The 15548-nt window shown below is 71.1% G+C and carries 14 protein-coding genes; 5 read left to right on the top strand and 9 right to left on the bottom strand.

Features of this window, described 5'->3' with window-relative positions:
• Nucleotides 1-125 precede the first annotated feature (125 nt).
• Together DI272_RS37715 and DI272_RS37710 are read right to left on the bottom strand one after the other, a co-directional pair.
• Entirely contained in the window at nucleotides 126-1745 is a 1620-nt protein-coding gene (locus tag DI272_RS37715) for a cation acetate symporter (RefSeq protein WP_109499669.1), read from the bottom strand.
• Nucleotides 1742-2098 (bottom strand): DUF485 domain-containing protein, encoded by a 357-nt coding sequence (locus DI272_RS37710; protein ID WP_109499668.1) that lies wholly within the window; start codon nucleotides 2096-2098, stop codon nucleotides 1742-1744. The genes DI272_RS37715 and DI272_RS37710 overlap by 4 nt, the downstream gene beginning before the upstream one ends.
• Before the next feature lie 328 nt (nucleotides 2099-2426).
• Between DI272_RS37710 and DI272_RS37705 the strand changes: the two genes are divergently transcribed.
• From DI272_RS37705 to DI272_RS37685, 5 genes are all read left to right on the top strand, one after another.
• Nucleotides 2427-3956, top strand: coding sequence for a S8 family serine peptidase (locus DI272_RS37705; protein ID WP_109499667.1), 1530 nt, complete (start codon nucleotides 2427-2429; stop codon nucleotides 3954-3956).
• A gap of 65 nt (nucleotides 3957-4021) precedes the next feature.
• The gene (locus tag DI272_RS37700) at nucleotides 4022-5536 is read left to right on the top strand and encodes a S8 family serine peptidase (RefSeq protein ID WP_109499666.1); all 1515 of its coding nucleotides are present in this window, start codon (nucleotides 4022-4024) and stop codon (nucleotides 5534-5536) included.
• A 73-nt stretch (nucleotides 5537-5609) separates the two neighbouring features.
• On the top strand, nucleotides 5610-6128 hold the full coding sequence (locus DI272_RS37695) for a hypothetical protein (RefSeq protein WP_109499665.1): 519 nt from the start codon (nucleotides 5610-5612) through the stop codon (nucleotides 6126-6128).
• Between the two features lie 42 nt (nucleotides 6129-6170).
• Complete coding sequence (locus DI272_RS37690; protein ID WP_109499664.1) at nucleotides 6171-7466, top strand: CoA transferase; 1296 nt, start codon at nucleotides 6171-6173, stop codon at nucleotides 7464-7466.
• Nucleotides 7467-7566: 100 nt separating this feature from the next.
• A complete protein-coding gene (locus DI272_RS37685) occupies nucleotides 7567-8577 on the top strand; it encodes a CopD family protein (protein WP_109499663.1) in 1011 nt (336 codons plus the stop codon).
• A 3-nt stretch (nucleotides 8578-8580) separates the two neighbouring features.
• Here DI272_RS37685 and DI272_RS37680 read toward each other — a convergent pair whose 3' ends face one another.
• From DI272_RS37680 to DI272_RS37650, 7 genes are all read right to left on the bottom strand, one after another.
• Nucleotides 8581-9624, bottom strand: coding sequence for a zinc-dependent alcohol dehydrogenase family protein (locus DI272_RS37680; protein ID WP_109499662.1), 1044 nt, complete (start codon nucleotides 9622-9624; stop codon nucleotides 8581-8583).
• A 36-nt stretch (nucleotides 9625-9660) separates the two neighbouring features.
• Complete coding sequence (locus tag DI272_RS37675; protein WP_109499661.1) at nucleotides 9661-10332, bottom strand: lysoplasmalogenase; 672 nt, start codon at nucleotides 10330-10332, stop codon at nucleotides 9661-9663.
• On the bottom strand, nucleotides 10329-11195 hold the full coding sequence (locus DI272_RS37670) for a sterol desaturase family protein (RefSeq protein WP_109499660.1): 867 nt from the start codon (nucleotides 11193-11195) through the stop codon (nucleotides 10329-10331). Before DI272_RS37670 ends, DI272_RS37675 begins: the two co-directional genes overlap by 4 nt.
• A 113-nt stretch (nucleotides 11196-11308) precedes the next feature.
• Nucleotides 11309-12019 (bottom strand): VIT family protein, encoded by a 711-nt coding sequence (locus tag DI272_RS37665; RefSeq protein WP_109499659.1) that lies wholly within the window; start codon nucleotides 12017-12019, stop codon nucleotides 11309-11311.
• 112 nt (nucleotides 12020-12131) lie between these two features.
• Nucleotides 12132-13358 (bottom strand): amidohydrolase family protein, encoded by a 1227-nt coding sequence (locus tag DI272_RS37660; RefSeq protein WP_109499658.1) that lies wholly within the window; start codon nucleotides 13356-13358, stop codon nucleotides 12132-12134.
• Nucleotides 13355-14638 carry an amidohydrolase family protein gene (locus DI272_RS37655; RefSeq protein WP_109499657.1) on the bottom strand — a complete coding sequence of 428 codons (1284 nt, stop codon included), beginning with the start codon at nucleotides 14636-14638 and terminating at the stop codon, nucleotides 13355-13357. The genes DI272_RS37660 and DI272_RS37655 overlap by 4 nt, the downstream gene beginning before the upstream one ends.
• Nucleotides 14639-14648: 10 nt before the next feature.
• Complete coding sequence (locus tag DI272_RS37650) at nucleotides 14649-15533, bottom strand: SDR family NAD(P)-dependent oxidoreductase (RefSeq protein ID WP_109499656.1); 885 nt, start codon at nucleotides 15531-15533, stop codon at nucleotides 14649-14651.
• Nucleotides 15534-15548: the final 15 nt, after the last annotated feature.

Genomic DNA, 15548 nt, shown 5'->3' with positions numbered 1-15548 from the left:
TTCCGTCACCTGCGAGCCTACGTGACCTCACTGACATCGACAGGTCCCGATCCCACGAGGTAAGACGCGGCCGCGTCGTAGACACCTACGACGCGGCCGGTCGGTGGATCGTCCCGGTGGGGGGACTAGTGCGCGCCGGTGCCGGTCAGGGACCGGACCTCCAGCTCCGCGTACTTGCCGGCGTCGGGCTCCTCCTTGGACAGGACGGTGCCCAGGAAGCCCATGAGGAAGCCGAACGGGATGGAGATGATGCCCGGGTTCTTCAGCGGGAAGTAGGCGAAGTCGACGTCGGGGAACATCGCCTTGGGGTCGCCGGAGACCACCGGGGAGAACAGCACCAGGCCGGTGGCGACGATCAGGCCGCCGTAGATCGACCACAGCGCGCCCTGGGTGGTGAACCGCTTCCAGAACAGGCTGTAGAGGATGGTCGGCAGGTTCGCGGACGCGGCGACCGCGAAGGCCAGGGCGACGAGGCCGGCCACGTTGAGGTCGCGGGCGAGGGCGCCCAGGCCGATGGAGACGATGCCGATGAAGACGGTCGCCCAGCGGGCCGCGCGGACCTCCTCCTTGCCGGACGCCTTGCCCTTGCGGATGACGTTGGCGTAGATGTCGTGCGCGAACGAGGACGAGGAGGCGAGGGTCAGGCCCGCGACCACCGCGAGGATCGTCGCGAAGGCCACCGCGGAGATCGTCGCGAGCAGGATCGCGCCCCACGCCGAGTCGACGCCGCCCAGATGGAGCGCGAGGAGTGGCGCCGCCGTGTTGCCGGACGGGTTGGACTCGATGATCTCGTCCTGGGAGATCAGCGCCGCGGCGCCGAAGCCGAGGGCGATGGTCATCAGGTAGAAGCCGCCGATGATGCCGATGGCCCAGTTCACGGACTTACGGGCGGCCTTGGCGTTGGGCACCGTGTAGAAGCGGATCAGGATGTGCGGCAGGCCCGCGGTGCCGAGGACCAGGGCGATGCCGAGGGAGATGAAGTCCAGCTTGGAGGTGCCGGTGGCGCCGTACTGGAGGCCGGGCTCCAGGAAGGCGGTGCCCTTGCCGCTGTTGTCGGCGGCCTTGCCGAGCAGCTCGGAGATGTTGAAGTCGAACTTCAGCAGCACCAGGAAGGTGATCAGGATGGTGCCGCCGATGAGCAGCACCGCCTTGACCATCTGGACCCAGGTGGTGCCCTTCATGCCGCCGATGGAGACGTACACGATCATCAGGACGCCGACGAGGGCGACGATGCCGATCTTGCCCGCGTCGGAGGTGATGCCGAGCAGCAGGGAGACGAGGACGCCGGCGCCGGCCATCTGCGCGAGCAGGTAGAAGATCGAGACGACGATGGTGGAGGTGCCGGCCGCGGTGCGGACGGGACGCTGGCGCATGCGGTACGCCAGCACGTCGCCCATGGTGTAGCGGCCGGAGTTGCGCAGCGGTTCGGCGACCAGGAGCAGGGCGACCAGCCAGGCGACCAGGAAGCCGATGGAGTACAGGAAGCCGTCGTAGCCGAAGAGGGCGATGGCGCCGGCGATGCCGAGGAAGGACGCGGCCGACATGTAGTCGCCGGAGACGGCGAGGCCGTTCTGGAAGGCGCTGAACTGGCGTCCGCCGGCGTAGAAGTCGGCGGCGTCCTTGGTCTGGCGGCCCGCCCAGACGGTGATGACGAGGGTCGCGAGGACGAAGACGGAGAACAGGCTGATGATCAGCGGCCGGTGCTCGCTGGCCTCGCCGGCCGCCAGGGTGATCACGGGGCTCATGCGCCGCCCTCCATCCGGGACTTGATGGCCTCGGCCTTGGGGTCGAGCTTCGTGGCGGCGTGCCGCGAGTACCACCAGGCGATGAGGAACGTGGTGATGAACTGGGCGAGGCCGAGCACGAAGGCGACGTTGATGTTGCCGAAGAGCTTGGTGCCCATGAAGTCGCCCGCGTAGTTCGACAGCAGGACGTACAGCAGGTACCAGGCGATGAACGCGACGGTCAGGGGGAAGGCGAAGTTGCGGTGGGAGCGGCGCAGTTCACCGAACTCCGCGCTCTGCTGCACCTCGGTGAACTCCTCGGTGCTGGGGAGTTTGTGCTGCTCTGTCGAGGGGGGCGGTGCGTCGGTAGCCACGGAGTCTCCTCGCGTTGCGGGCGCTGTTGCCACGGCGGACGGGGGCTGGTCGGGGGTGGGGGACGGGCTGGGTACGACGGACATGGACGGCTCTGTTCCTCGCGGTTCGTCGGGGAGCTCGATCGTGCTCGTGCTCCCTGCCCAAGGTCACGGCGGCACGCGAGGGCCGGTTCAACTGGGTTTGCTTCTTCTTGAAGTCATCCCGGGAAGGTCATTGCTGGCCAGCGACTTCGGGAGATAGCTTCGGGCCTGCACCACCCGTCATGTACCTGCCCGAGCACCACCTGTGTCTCGGGCCGGTTTCGTTTCCGGATGATGTGGAGACCCCATGCCTCATCTGCGTTCCAGACGCCGTCTCGCCCTCGCCGTGCCGGTCGTGCTGTCGCTGACCGCCTCGCTCGGCTTCCTGCCGACGGCCGCGTCGGCCGCTCCGTTCGCGGAGCCCACCGCGCAGACCGCGGACGCGCCGAACCTGTCGTACGTCGTCAACACCAAGGTGGACCACCGCACGATCGAGGCGGTGAAGAAGGCGGTCGTCGCGAACGGCGGCACCGTCGTCATCACGTACGACAAGATCGGCGTGATCGTCGTCCACTCGGCCAACCCCGACTTCGGCGCCCAGATACGGAAGGTCCGTGGTGTGCAGTCGGCGGGCGCGACCCGTACCTCGCCGCTGACGCCGGCAGGCACCACGGACGAGGGCGCGGCGCAGATCCTCACCAAGGAGCAGGCCGAGAAGGTCGAGCAGGCCTCGGCCGCCGACGCGGGGAGCGAGCCCCTCGAGGCCGACCAGTGGGACCTGCGCGCGATCGGCGCCGACAAGGCCGCGCAGATCAACCCGGGCAGCAAGAAGGTCACCGTCGCCGTCATCGACACCGGCGTCGACGACACCCACCCGGACATCGCCCCGAACTTCTCCGCGTCGCAGTCCGCCAACTGCGACGGCGGCGTGCCGAACACCACCGAGGGTGCCTGGCGGCCGTACACCGCGGAGGACTACCACGGCACCCACGTGGCCGGTGAGATCGCCGCCGCCCGCAACGGCATCGGTGTCGCCGGTGTCGCGCCGGGTGTGAAGGTCGCGGCCATCAACGTGACCGACCCGAGCAACGGCCTCTTCTACCCGGAGAGCGTCGTCTGCGCGTTCGTGTTCGCCGCCGACCACGGCGTGGAGATCACGAACAACAGCTACTACGTTGATCCGTGGCTGTACAACTGCATGGACGATCCCGACCAGAAGGCCATCGTCGACGCGGTCAACAGGGCGTCCATGTATGCACAGAAGAAGGGCACCCTCAACCTCGCGTCGGCGGGCAACTCCAACGACGACCTCGACTCGGACGCCCTGGTCGACGACTCCAGCCCCGACGACTCCACGGCGGTCACCCGCACCGTCGACCCGCACGAGTGCTTCGACGTGCCGACCATGCTGCCGGGCGTCGTCACGGTCAGCGCGACGGGCGTGAACAACCTCAAGTCGTACTACTCGTCGTACGGTTACGGCGTCATCGACATCGCGGCCCCCGGCGGCGACCGGCTCTACCAGATCCCGGACACCCCGTCGAAGAACGGCCGCATCCTGTCGACGATGCCGAACAATTCGTACGGCTTCCTCCAGGGCACCTCGATGGCGTCCCCGCACGCCGCGGGCGTCGCCGCGCTCCTGAAGTCGACGCACCCGTGGGCGACCCCGGCGCAGCTCCAGGCGCTGATGAAGGCGCAGGCGGACAACCCGGGCTGCCCGGCCTCCTACGACCAGAACGGCGACGGCACGCAGGACGCGACCTGCGTGGGCGGCAAGCGGGTCAACGGGTTCTACGGCTTCGGCATCGTGAACGCGCTGCGCGCGGTCAAGTAGCCCGCGTACGGCACCCGCACGGTCCGCTCGTACCCGTGGTACCGCGAACGAACTGGAGATCCAGAATGACAGCGCCTCACCCGCGCTTCCGTCGTGCGATGGCCGTCCCCGTCGGGATGGCCATGGCGACGGCTCTCGCGTTCCTGCCGAACGTCACGGCGTCGGCGGCGGAGGAAGCCCCTGCCGCCGAGGCGACCTCGCTCAGCTATGTCGTCAACGTCAGCCCCGGGCAAGGGCCTTCGAAGCACGTGAAGAAGGCGATAGCCGAGGCCGGCGGCACGATCGTGACGTCGTACGACCAGATAGGCGTCATCGTCGTCCACTCGGCGAACCCCGACTTCGCGAAGATCCTGCGCACCGTGCGCGGGGTGGAGTCGGCCGGCAACACGCGCAACGCGCCGCTGCCCGCCCAGTCGACGACCGACGTCGGCACCCCGAAGGTGCTGGACGCCGAGGACCTCGCGGACGTCCAGGCCGCCGAGGGGCAGGACCCGCTGGAGCCGTTGCAGTGGGACCTGCCCGCCATCAAGGCGGACAAGGCGCACGAGAAGTCGCTCGGCAGCAGCAAGGTGACCGTCGCCGTGATCGACACCGGCGTCGACGACACCCACCCGGACATAGCGCCGAACTTCGACCGGGCCGCGTCGGTGAACTGCGTGACGGGCAAGCCCGACACGACCGACGGGGCGTGGCGGCCGACCACGGGCGAGAGCCCGCACGGCACGCATGTCGCCGGTGAGATAGCGGCCGCCAAGAACGGCGTCGGCATGACGGGTGTCGCGCCCGGCGTGAAGGTGTCCGGCATCAAGGTGTCCACGACGGCCGGCTACTTCTACACGGAGGCCGTGGTCTGCGGCTTCGTGTGGGCGGCCGAGCACGGCGTCGACGTGACGAACAACAGCTATTACACCGACCCGTGGTACTTCAACTGCAAGAACGACCCGGACCAGAAGGCGCTCGTCGACGCCGTCTCCCGGGCCTCGCGCTATGCGGAGCAGAAGGGCGCGGTCAACGTCGCGGCGGCCGGCAACGAGAACTACGACCTCGCGGCCGCCGAGATCACCGACCCGGTCTCCCCGAACGACGTCGAGACGCCCACGGAGCGGGTCATCGACCCCTCCGAGTGCTACGACATCCCGACCCAGCTGCCGGGTGTCGTGACGGTCGCGGCGACCGGCGCGAAGGGCATCAAGTCGTCCTTCTCCAACCACGGTCTGGGCGTCATCGACATCGCCGCTCCCGGCGGCGACTCGACCCGCTTCCAGACCCCTGCCCCGCCGGCCACCAGCGGCCTGATCCTGGGCACGCTGCCGGGCGGCGGATGGGGCTACATGGCCGGTACGTCGATGGCCTCCCCGCATGTCGCGGGCGTGGCCGCGCTCATCAAGTCGACGCACCCGAAGGCCTCCCCGGCCCTGGTGAAGGCGCTGCTGTACGCGGAGGCCGACGCCACGCCGTGCACCGACCCGTACGACATCGACGGCGACGGGAAGGTCGACGCGGTGTGCGAGGGGTCGAAGAACTACAACGGCTTCTATGGGTGGGGTACGGCTGACGCGTTGGACGCGGTCACCAAGTAACGGCGCGCGCGTGAGCGAAGGGGTCGGGGACCGGGTCCCCGGCCCCTTTGTGCGTGGGGGATGATCCTCGGCCATGGATGTGTACGAAGATCCGGCGACCTGGACGGCCGAACCGGTGCGCCCCAAGGGACTGCTGACCGCGCGCTTCATCGCGACCGTGCTGGTCATGCCGGTGCTCTGGGTGTTCTGGCTCGCGGTCGTTCTCGTCACCTTCGCCGTGGGCATGCTGACGGAGGCGATCGTCGTGTTCAGCACCTCTTACGAGAACGGCCTGTTCAAGATGCTGGACCGCGCCACCGCCCGTATGCGCCTGCCCTCCTGGGGCGTGACCTGGCCCGAGCTGATACACGAAGGCGACACCGCGTACTACAAGGCACGTGTCGAGAGGGAGGTCGCCAATTGGACGACCCAGGCCCGGTTTCCGCGCGATCCCAAGAAGTTCCACCGGTTGATGGAGTGCGCGATACCGATGCGTCACTACCGCGGCATCGGCGGCTGGTACGTCGCCCAGGTCGCCCTCGCCCAGGGTTGGGAGCTGCGGCCCACCGATGTGCGCAAGGAGGTACGGCTCTGGTGGTCCGCCGCCTCGTAGGTTGATCCCAGGTTGATTGCATCAATACTGCATAGTGAAGTCATGACTGATGTGGTGCGCGAGGGTGCTCTTCAGGCGCGGCTCCCCGTACGGGAGTTGGCGCGGGCCTGTGTCGGTGCGTGTGCGCGGGCCGCCGCTGAGCTGGGCGCCCTGCGGGCCGGGCGCGACGAGGTGCCGGACGTGCGGGTGGACGACGGGGCCGTGGCCACCGCGTTCACGAGTGAGCGGCATCTGTTGATCAATGGTCGGGCACCGGTCAACTTCGCGCCGCTGTCCAGGTTCTGGCGCACCGCCGACGGGTGGGTGCGCACGCACGCGAACTACCCGCACCACCGGGAGCGGCTGCTCAAGGTGATGGGCCCGGCCGACTCCCTGGAGGCGGCGTTCGCCGAGCGGTCCGCCCTGGAGGTCGAGGAGGCCGTGTACGCGGCCGGGGGTCTCGCCGTCGCGCTGCGGACGCCCGAGGAGTGGGCGGCCCACGAGCAGGCGGCCGAGCTGGCGAAGCGGCCTCTTGTCGAGCGCGAGCGCCTCGACTCCGCCCCCGCGCGCGTGCTCACGCCGGTCGACGGGGCTCCCCTGCTGCCCGCCGCCGGACTGCGGGTGCTGGATCTGACCCGGGTCATCGCGGGCCCGGTCGCGACCCGCACGCTCGCACTGCTGGGCGCGGACGTGCTGCGGATCGATCCGCCGCGGCTCCCCGAACTCCCCGATCAGCATGCCGACACGGGCTTCGGGAAGCGGTCGGCGACGCTGGACCTGACGGCCGACAGGGACACCTTCGAGGAGTTGCTCGCGACCGCCGACGTGGTCGTCACCGGGTATCGGCCGGGCGCGCTGGACCGGTTCGGGCTGTCGCCGGGGGCGCTGGCCGAGCGGCGGCCGGGGGTCGTCGTGGCGCAGTTGTCGGCGTGGGGCGCGTACGGGCCGTGGAGCGGACGACGGGGCTTCGACAGCCTGGTGCAGGTGGCGACCGGGATCGCGGCCGTCGAGGGGTCGATGGAGCGGCCAGGCGCGCTGCCCGCTCAGGCGCTGGACCACGGGACGGGGTATCTGCTGGCGGCGGAGGTGCTGCGGGCGGTGCGCGAGCAGTCGTACGACGGTGGCAGCCGGTGCGTGCGGCTGGCGCTGGCGCGGACGGCGCAGTGGCTGATGACGGGGGTCCCGGCCGGGCCGGTCGGGGAGGTCGGGTACGACGGTCCGGACGCCTGGCTCGCCGAGACCGGCAGCGGGATCGGACGGCTGCGGTACGCCCGTTCGCCGGTGTCCTTCACCGGCGGGCCGGTCGACTGGGCGCGGCCACCGGGGGTCTGGGGTGCCGATCCCGCGCGGTGGGCGTGAGCGGTGGACGGCCGGAAAACGTACCCCTGGGCGGAATCGTGTACCGCCAGTTGTTTTCCTTGACTTGCCCCGTTCTGCGGCGGCTGGTGAAGATCCTGAGGTGACCTTGATAAGACCCGGCACCGAGGCCACCGACGCCGGCGGGCCGCTGCCGCGCCGGTCCGGTACCGGCCGTGCCGTCGCCGTGCTCGTCCTGGTGGCCCTCGGCGCCCTGATACCGCTCCTCGGCCCGTCCGCTGCGCTGCACGGCACCGGGGAGGCCGAGGCGCCCGGCGACGGTGGCATCGCGCTGCTGCGGGCGGTGCTGTTCGCCGCGCTGTGCGTTCCGGTGGGCGAGCTGTTCGTGAACCGGCTGGCCCGTGCCGTCCCCGGCGCTTCCCCGGCCCTGCCGCGCAGTTGGGCCGTGTATGCCGCGGGCGCCGGTTTCGTGGCCGCGCTGGGGCTGGCCTCGGTCGTGGCGACCGGGAACCTCGTGCCGCACGGCCTCGGCGACATCGACGTGGGCGGCCTGTACGACTCCCGGGACGGCAAGCTGGCGCTCGTCGAGGTCAACGCGTTCCTCGTGGCCGGGCTGTGCGCCCGCTCGGCCCGGCCGGGCACCCAGGTGTGGCCCCTGGCCGCCGTGATCGCGGCGGAGGCCCTGCGCGCCCATCCCACCACCGAGCACAGTCCGCTGGTCGGGTCGGGGCTGACGCTCGTGCACCTGACCTGTGCGGCGCTGTGGGTGGGCGGCCTGCTGCACGCGCTGCGGGCCCTGCGGGGGTGGGGCGCGTCGGCGGCGGGTGCGGCCCTGCTGGGCCTCTACGCGCGCGTGGCCGCCGTCCTGCTGGCCGCGATCACCGCGACCGGGGTGTGCAGCACGCTGCGCCGGATGCCGCCGGAGACCGTCCTGGACCAGCTGACGTCGACCGCGTACGGGCGCGTGCTGCTCGCCAAGGTGCTGCTCGTGGCCGTGGTCGCGGCGCTCGCCCTGTGGGCGCGGCTCCGGCTGCGCCGCGCGCCCGACCCGCTGGCCGCCTGCTCCCCCGCGCGCGCGGAGGTCGCCGTACTGGGCGTGGTGGTCCTGGTGTCGGGGCTGCTGACGGCGCTGCCGGTGCCGATCCGCTGGTGAGTCTCAGCCGGTGACGAGCACCTTCAGGGCCGTGCGCTCGTCCATCGCCTTGTATCCCGCCGGGACGCCTTCCATGTCGACGGTCAGGTCGAAGACGGGCGACGGGTCGATGGTGCCGTCCAGGATGTCGGGCAGCAGCTCGGGGATGTAGGCGCGGACCGGTGCGACGCCGCCGCGCAGCGCGATGTTCCGGTCGAACATGACGCCGAGGTCGAGTCCGGTGCCGCTGCCGTGCGGGACGCCGACCCAGCCGACGGTGCCGCCGTCGCGGGCGGTGCCGATGGCCGTGCGCATGGACTGCTCGGTGCCGACGGCCTCGACGACGGCGTGCGCGCCCTGTCCGCCGGTGAGTTCCCGCACGGCTTCGACGGCCGCGTCCCCGCGCTCGGCGACGACGTCGGTGGCGCCGAAGCGGCGTGCGATGTCGGTGCGGACCTCGTGGCGGCCGAGGGCGATGATCCGTTCGGCGCCCAGCCGCTTGGCGGCGAGGACCGCGCACAGGCCGACGGCGCCGTCCCCGACGACGGCGACGGTGGCGCCCGCGCGGGCCCCGGCGCCGAGGGCGGCGTGGTGGCCGGTGCCCATGACGTCGGAGAGGGTCAGCAGCGCGGACAGCAGGTGGTCGTCGGAGGCCGCCTCCTTGGGCAGCTGGACGAGGGTGCCGTCGGCGAAGGGCACGCGCACGGCCTCGCCCTGGCCGCCGTCGTAGCCGACGGAGCCCCAGAAGCCGCCGTGCTCGCAGGAGGTGTGCAGGCCCTCCCGGCAGTAGTCGCAGACGCCGTCGGACCACATGAAGGGCGCGACGACCAGGTCCCCGCGCCGTACCGTGTCCACCTCGGCGCCCGTCTCCTCGACGATCCCGAGGAACTCGTGCCCGATGCGCTGCCCCGGCTGCCGGGCGGCCTCCCCGCGGTACGCCCACAGGTCGCTGCCGCAGATGCAGGCGCGCAGTACACGCACCACGGCGTCGGTCGGCAGCTGGACGACCGGGTCGGGCACGTTCTCCACCCGCATGTCGAAGGGGGCGTGGATGGTGGTGGCGCGCATGGCGAGGGTCCTTCTCGTCTGTGGTGCTTCGTGCGCTCAGGCGGTGGTCGAGCGCACTTCACCGTACGCCTCACCCTGCTGCCGTCGCTCGCCGAGTGTGCCGGTGACCAGCAGGAACTGCGCGGCTATGTAGGTGAGCATGATCCACAGATCGGGGCGCGGCAGCTGGTCCCAGTCGGCGACGCCGCTCGCGATGAGCGTGTCGGAGAGCACGAAGAGCACGCCGCCGATCCCCGCGACCCGGCCCATGCGGGCGGCGGCGAGGTAGGCCATGACGGTCAGCAGGACGCTGTAGCCGGCGACGGGGATGCGCAGGTCGGCGGGGAGGTCCGGCCAGAGGGACTGGATCGTGGTGGACAGCCCGACGGTGTAGACGACGGCGAGAAAGCCGCCCCGCGCGCGTACGGTCGCCATGTCCGTGCCGTGCTTCTGGAACAGGACGATGTAGCAGACGTGCCCGACGGCGAAGGAGGCCATCCCCGCGAGGAAGGCCGGATCGGCGTCGAGGAGGAGCAGGGTGTCGCCGCCCCAGCCGAGGAGCAGCGCGGCGATCAGGAGGCGGGGCGCGCCCCTGGACGCCGCGTACGCGGCCAGGAGGGGCATCAGCAGGGGTTTGGCGACGATGTGCCCGACGTCCCACCCGGCGGCCAGGGAGGCCAGGTCCACAACGGCCGTGAGGGCGAAGGCCCGCAAGAGGAAGCGTGTCACGCGGCGATGATCTCCTCGGCCGGCTCCGGGGCACCAGCGGGTTTCCACCCCGGGCCCCGGAACAGGATGCCCGCGCGGTCGCGCCACCTGCGGGCGGCCTTGATGTCCTTGGCGATCGACACGTACTCATGCGTGGCGACCTTGATCGGGTTGAACGTGTTGATGTTCTTGGTCAACCCGTAGACGGGCCGGTCGGTCTCGGCGACGAACGAGCCGAAGAGCCGGTCCCAGACGATGAGGATGCCGCCGAAGTTGCGGTCCAGGTAGCCGCCCTGGGAGGCGTGGTGGACCCGGTGGTGGGAGGGCGTGTTGAGGACGAACTCGAACCAGCGGGGCATCTTGTCGATGCGCTCGGTGTGGATCCAGAACTGGTAGACGAGGTTCGCCGAGGAGCAGAACGCGAGGGCTGCCGGGTGCACGCCGGCGGCGATCAGCGGGACGTAGAACGGCCACACGGTCAGCGAGGTCCAGGGCTGGCGCAGGGCGGTGGTGAGATTGAACTTCTCGCTGGAGTGGTGGACGACGTGACAGGCCCACAGGACGCGGATGACGTGGTGGCCGCGGTGCGACCAGTAGTAGAAGAAGTCCTGCGCGAGGAGCATCAGCGGGACGGTCCACCACAGCACGGGGACGTGCAGGGGCGTGAGTTCGTAGATCGCCGTGTAGACGGCGACGATGGGGATCTTCCAGAGGAAGTCGAAGACGAGGCTGCCCAGGCCCATGCCGACGCTGGTCGCGGCGTCCTTCGTCTCGTATCCGGCGGCGTCCTCGTCCGGGTGGATGCGCACGCTGATCATCTCGACCACGGTGAGCAGCACGAAGGCGGGTATCGACCACAGCACGACATCGGGCAGGTTCGGCATGGGGGCACCGTAGAACCGCCGGTCGGCCGCCGCTAGACGTTGTTACTCACAAGTATTACCGAGAGTACGCGCTTACTTGTTGGTGATCTCCGCCAAAGTCTGCACGGGCGGTTTCAGACTCCGGCCGCACCCAGCAGCGTCCCGGCCGCGTACGTGACCCCCATGGCCAGCGCGCCGCCCGCCACATTCCGCAGCATCGCCCTGCCGGGTTCGGCCGCGCCGAGGCGGGCGCTGCTCCAGCCGGTGAGAACGAGGGCGGCGAGGACCGAGACCACGGTGACCGCGAGGCGCCAGCCGGCGGGCGGCAGGACCATCGCCAGCAGCGGGAGCAGGGCGCCCGCCGTGAACGCCAGAAAGCTCGCCCAGGCGGCGTGCCAGGGGTTGGTCAGCTGGTCGGGGTCGATGCCGAGCTCCACGCGCGCGTGGGCGCGCAGGGCGTCCCGCGCGGTGAGCTGCTCGGCGGCCTCCCGGGCCACGTCCCGCGACAGTCCCCGTTCCGTCAGCAACCAGGTGAGCTCCTCCAGCTCGGCCTCGGGCTGCTCACGCAGCTCCCGCTTCTCCAGCGCCAGCGCCGCCTTCTCCGAGTCGCGCTGGGTGGAGACGGACACGTACTCCCCCGCCGCCATCGACATCGACCCGGCGAGCAGTCCGGCCAGGCCCGCCGTCAGCAGGGCCGAGCGGTCGTCGGTGGCGCCGGCCACGCCGACTACGAGGCCCGCGGTCGACACGATGCCGTCGTTGGCGCCGAGGACGGCCGCCCTCAGCCAGTTCAGCCGCTCACCGAGCGCACCGCCGTGGGTCTCGTCATGCGTGGGTTCGGTCACAGACGGGAGGATCGCACCCCGGACGCCCTCCCGTCCGCACCGACGCCCCTGCGAGGCGGCCCAGGAATGCGCCGGCCGCGCATCAACGCTCCCGCGCGGGCGATTCGGGAAGTCACCAGACCCGCACCGACGCCCCCTTCGCGAACACCGGACTCGTCGCGTCCGCCGGCGGCTCGGTGAGCGGCTCGGCGATCTCCTCCACCGTCGGCCCCACCTTCGCCGCGATGGGGTCGAGGAGGTCCAGGTCGAAGCCGTACACGCGCGCGGCGTTGCCGCCGACCATCGCCGCAACCTCCTCGCGCGGCACGCGCGCGTAGGCGTACCGCAGGCCCTCGCGCGTGTACGGGCAGGTGCCCTCGTCGTGGGGGTAGTCGCTGCCCCACATGATCTTGTCGACGCCGATCCGGTCGCGCAGCGGCACCTCGTGCGGGCGCATGAAGCTGGCGCCGACGAAGCAGTTGTCGCGCCAGACCTGTGAGGGCGGGTCGCCCATGCGGGCGGCGAGTCCGGCGCCGAACTTGGACTCCGCGGTGGTGGCCTTCGTCGCCGCCGCGACCAGGCGCCCGTGGTAGTAGTCCAGCATCTCCAGCACCCCCGGTATCCAGCCCGAGCCCTGCTCGGTGAGGACCAGCCTCAGCTGCGGGTGGCGGCGGAAGGCGCCGCCGAAGACGAGGTGCCACAGCGCCCGGTGCGAGAACCAGGTCGTCTCGACCATGAAGACCGCGCGCGCCGCCGGTTCGTCACCGAGCGGCGGGGACGCCGAGCCCGCGTGGTGGTTGACGGGGACGCCGAGCTCCGCGCAGACCGCCCAGAGCGGGTCGTACGCCGACGAGTACAGCTCGGGCAGGCCCGAGCCCGGCGGGGTGCCGGGCAGCAGCAGACCGCCCATGAGGCCCGCCGCCACGGACCGGCGGACCTCGTGCACGGCCTCCTCGACGTCGTTGAGGAGGATCTGGAAGACGCCCGCGCGGCGGCCCGGTGCGGCGGCGCAGAAGTCCGTCAGCCAGCGGTTGTGGGCGCGCAGTCCGGCCCAGCGCCGCTCGTACTCCGCCGCGGTGGGCGCGGGCGCCATCAGCGAACCCGACGGGAAGAAGGGCGGGATGGTGTTCGGGAACACCACCTCCGCGACGATCCCGTCGGCCTCCAGCTCCGCGAGCCGCCGCTCGGAGTTCCAGTTCCTGTCCGCCGAGTCGGCGAGCAGGTCCTCGTACGGGTTGACGTACGTCGCCGCCCACGCGTCGAAGTCGTCGTGGAACCGCTTCTCCAGGTACGGCCGGTAGTCGAGCAGGTCGGCGCCCGCGTGGCAGTCGGCCGAGATCACCGTGTAGCGGTCGGTCATGAGGAGGCCCCCAGCACAGGGAAGTCGTGGTCGGTCAGCCAGTGCCTGCCCACCTCGCGCGAACGTGCCCAGGACGCTTCCACGGCCGTCTGGTCGGCGCTCTGGCCGAGGTCGGCGGGGGTGGGGCCGATGCGGCGGGCGAGCGGGGTCAGCCGCTCGACGTCGAAGCCGAAGACGTCGGCCGCGGCGAGCCCCAGCATGCGGCGGGTCTCCGCGACCGGGATGTCGTGGAAGGTGCGCTTCAGCCACGCGCGCGTGTCGGGCCAGGTGCCCTCGGGGTGCGGGAAGTCGCTGCCCCAGAGGATGTTGTCGACGCCGATCTCGTAGCGCTGGGCGAGTTCGCGGCGCTTGGTGTTGGTCGCGCAGACGAAGACCTGCCGGTCGAGGTACTCGTGCGGCGGGCGCTTGAGCTCCTGGAACGGGGAGAGCTTCTTGCCGCCGTGCGCGCCGAGGTAGAGGCGGTCCATGAACCACAGCAGGTTCGGCAGCCACCAGCAGCCCGACTCCGCGACACCGAACTTCAGCCCGGGGTGGCGTTCGAAGACCCCGGACCAGAGCAGGAACCACAGCGGCCGGGCGGGCCACCAGGTCACCTCGCTCACGTAGATGCCCAGGTGGTCGCCGTACTCGTGGCGCGGAGCCGCTCCGGAGTGGGTGACCACCGGCATCGCGCACTCGGCCGCCGCCGCCCACACGGGGTCGTAACGGCGGTCGTGGTAGGGCTCCTTGTCGACCCACATGGACGGGATCATCAGGGCGCCGAGCCCCGACTCCTTGGCGCGGTACACCTCGGCGACCACCCGCTCGGTGGGGGCCGTGACCGGCAGCAGGGCGACCCCGCAGTGCCGTTCGGGGTGCTCGGACACGAAGTCGGCCAGCCAGCGGTTGTGCGCCTGCGCGCCCGCCATGCCCAGCTCCGGGTCCTGGTCGCCGGAGAGCCCGAGCCCCACCCCGAAGGGCGCCGCCGTCTGGCTGTCCACGGCGTCGGCGTCCGGGAAGACGACCTCGGCGGCCACTCCGTCGCCGTCGAGCTCCTTGAGCCGCTGAGCGCCGTCCCAGCCGCCGCGCAGGCCCTCCTCGTTGTCCTGGAACCACTTGGCCGCGAAGGCCTCGTTGCGGATACCGAGCCGGGTCATCTCCTCCCGGCGCCGGTCGCGCCCGGCTAGGAAGTCGTCGAAGTCCCGGTGGAAACGGGCGTCCAGGTACGGCCGGTACTGCTCGGTGGGCAGCCCGGCGTGGCAGTCGGAGGAGATGATCAAGTAGGGCTCGTGCTCGGTCACGTCGACCCCCTCAGTCCAGGATGAAGTGCTCCAGGTACGACGGATTCGTGCGGTCCAGCATCGACTGCGCACGCGCGCGTATCTGCGCGTCGCTGTGCTCGCTCGGCGGCAGCATCCAGAAGCGGTCGGCGCGGATGCCGTCCACGACCGTGCCGGCGACCTCCTCGACCGGGGTGAAGCGCACCTCCCGGCCCGCTTCCTTCATCGCGGCCTCCCACTGGTCGAGGCTGCGGTACGGGGTCCTGCGGGGCCGCTCCTTGGCGTACCGGGCGGGACGGTTGCGGTGCGACTCCCACAGCCCGGTGCGGAGCATGTGGGGGCCGGGGAAGAGGACGGAGGCGCCCACGCGCGCGTGTTCGGCCCTGAGATGCGCGTACAGGGACTCGGTCATCGTCACGACGGCCGCCTTGGTGACGGCGTAGACGGAGGCGGTGGGGAGCGGGGCGATGCCGCCGTCACCGGAGGACGTGTTGACGACATGACCGGGTTGACCCGACTTGATCATGCGGGGCACGAACGCCTGGACGCCGTGGAAGACACCCCACACATTGACGGAGAACGCCCACTTCCAGTCGTTCGGCTCGTGCTCCCACATACGGCCCTCGGCGCCCGAGCCGACCCCGGCGTTGTTGCACAGGACGTGGACGGCGCCGTACGTCTCGTACGCGAAGTCCGCCAGCTCCAGCACCTGTTCGCGGTCGCCGACGTCGACCACGCGCGCGTGCGCGTCGGCGCCGTCCGCGCGGAGCGCCGCGACGGCCGCGTCCAGCGCCGGCCGCTCGACGTCGGCGAGGACGACCTTCAGCCCCTCGGCGGCGAACCGCCGGGCCATCGCCAGGCCGATGCCGCTCGCGGCCCCGGTGACCACGGCGACCTGTCCTGCCCTCAGATCCACGGCCCCTCCCCTCCC

This window comes from Streptomyces sp. Act143 (assembly GCF_003143935.1).
Taxonomy (GTDB): Bacteria; Actinomycetota; Actinomycetes; order Streptomycetales; family Streptomycetaceae; genus Streptomyces.
The sequence above is the reverse complement of the archived record's forward strand: the minus strand, read 5'-3'. Positions and strand labels throughout refer to the sequence as shown.

What these genes read in the sequence shown, in the direction of transcription:
- DI272_RS37715 (WP_109499669.1), bottom strand. Translation starts at nt 1,745, where the DNA reads ATGAGCCCCGTGATCACCCTGGCGGCCGGCGAGGCCAGCGAGCACCGG.
- DI272_RS37705 (WP_109499667.1), top strand. Translation starts at nt 2,427, where the DNA reads ATGCCTCATCTGCGTTCCAGACGCCGTCTCGCCCTCGCCGTGCCGGTC.
- DI272_RS37700 (WP_109499666.1), top strand. Translation starts at nt 4,022, where the DNA reads ATGACAGCGCCTCACCCGCGCTTCCGTCGTGCGATGGCCGTCCCCGTC.
- DI272_RS37695 (WP_109499665.1), top strand. Translation starts at nt 5,610, where the DNA reads ATGGATGTGTACGAAGATCCGGCGACCTGGACGGCCGAACCGGTGCGC.
- DI272_RS37690 (WP_109499664.1), top strand. Translation starts at nt 6,171, where the DNA reads ATGACTGATGTGGTGCGCGAGGGTGCTCTTCAGGCGCGGCTCCCCGTA.
- DI272_RS37680 (WP_109499662.1), bottom strand. Translation starts at nt 9,624, where the DNA reads ATGCGCGCCACCACCATCCACGCCCCCTTCGACATGCGGGTGGAGAAC.
- DI272_RS37670 (WP_109499660.1), bottom strand. Translation starts at nt 11,195, where the DNA reads ATGCCGAACCTGCCCGATGTCGTGCTGTGGTCGATACCCGCCTTCGTG.
- DI272_RS37660 (WP_109499658.1), bottom strand. Translation starts at nt 13,358, where the DNA reads ATGACCGACCGCTACACGGTGATCTCGGCCGACTGCCACGCGGGCGCC.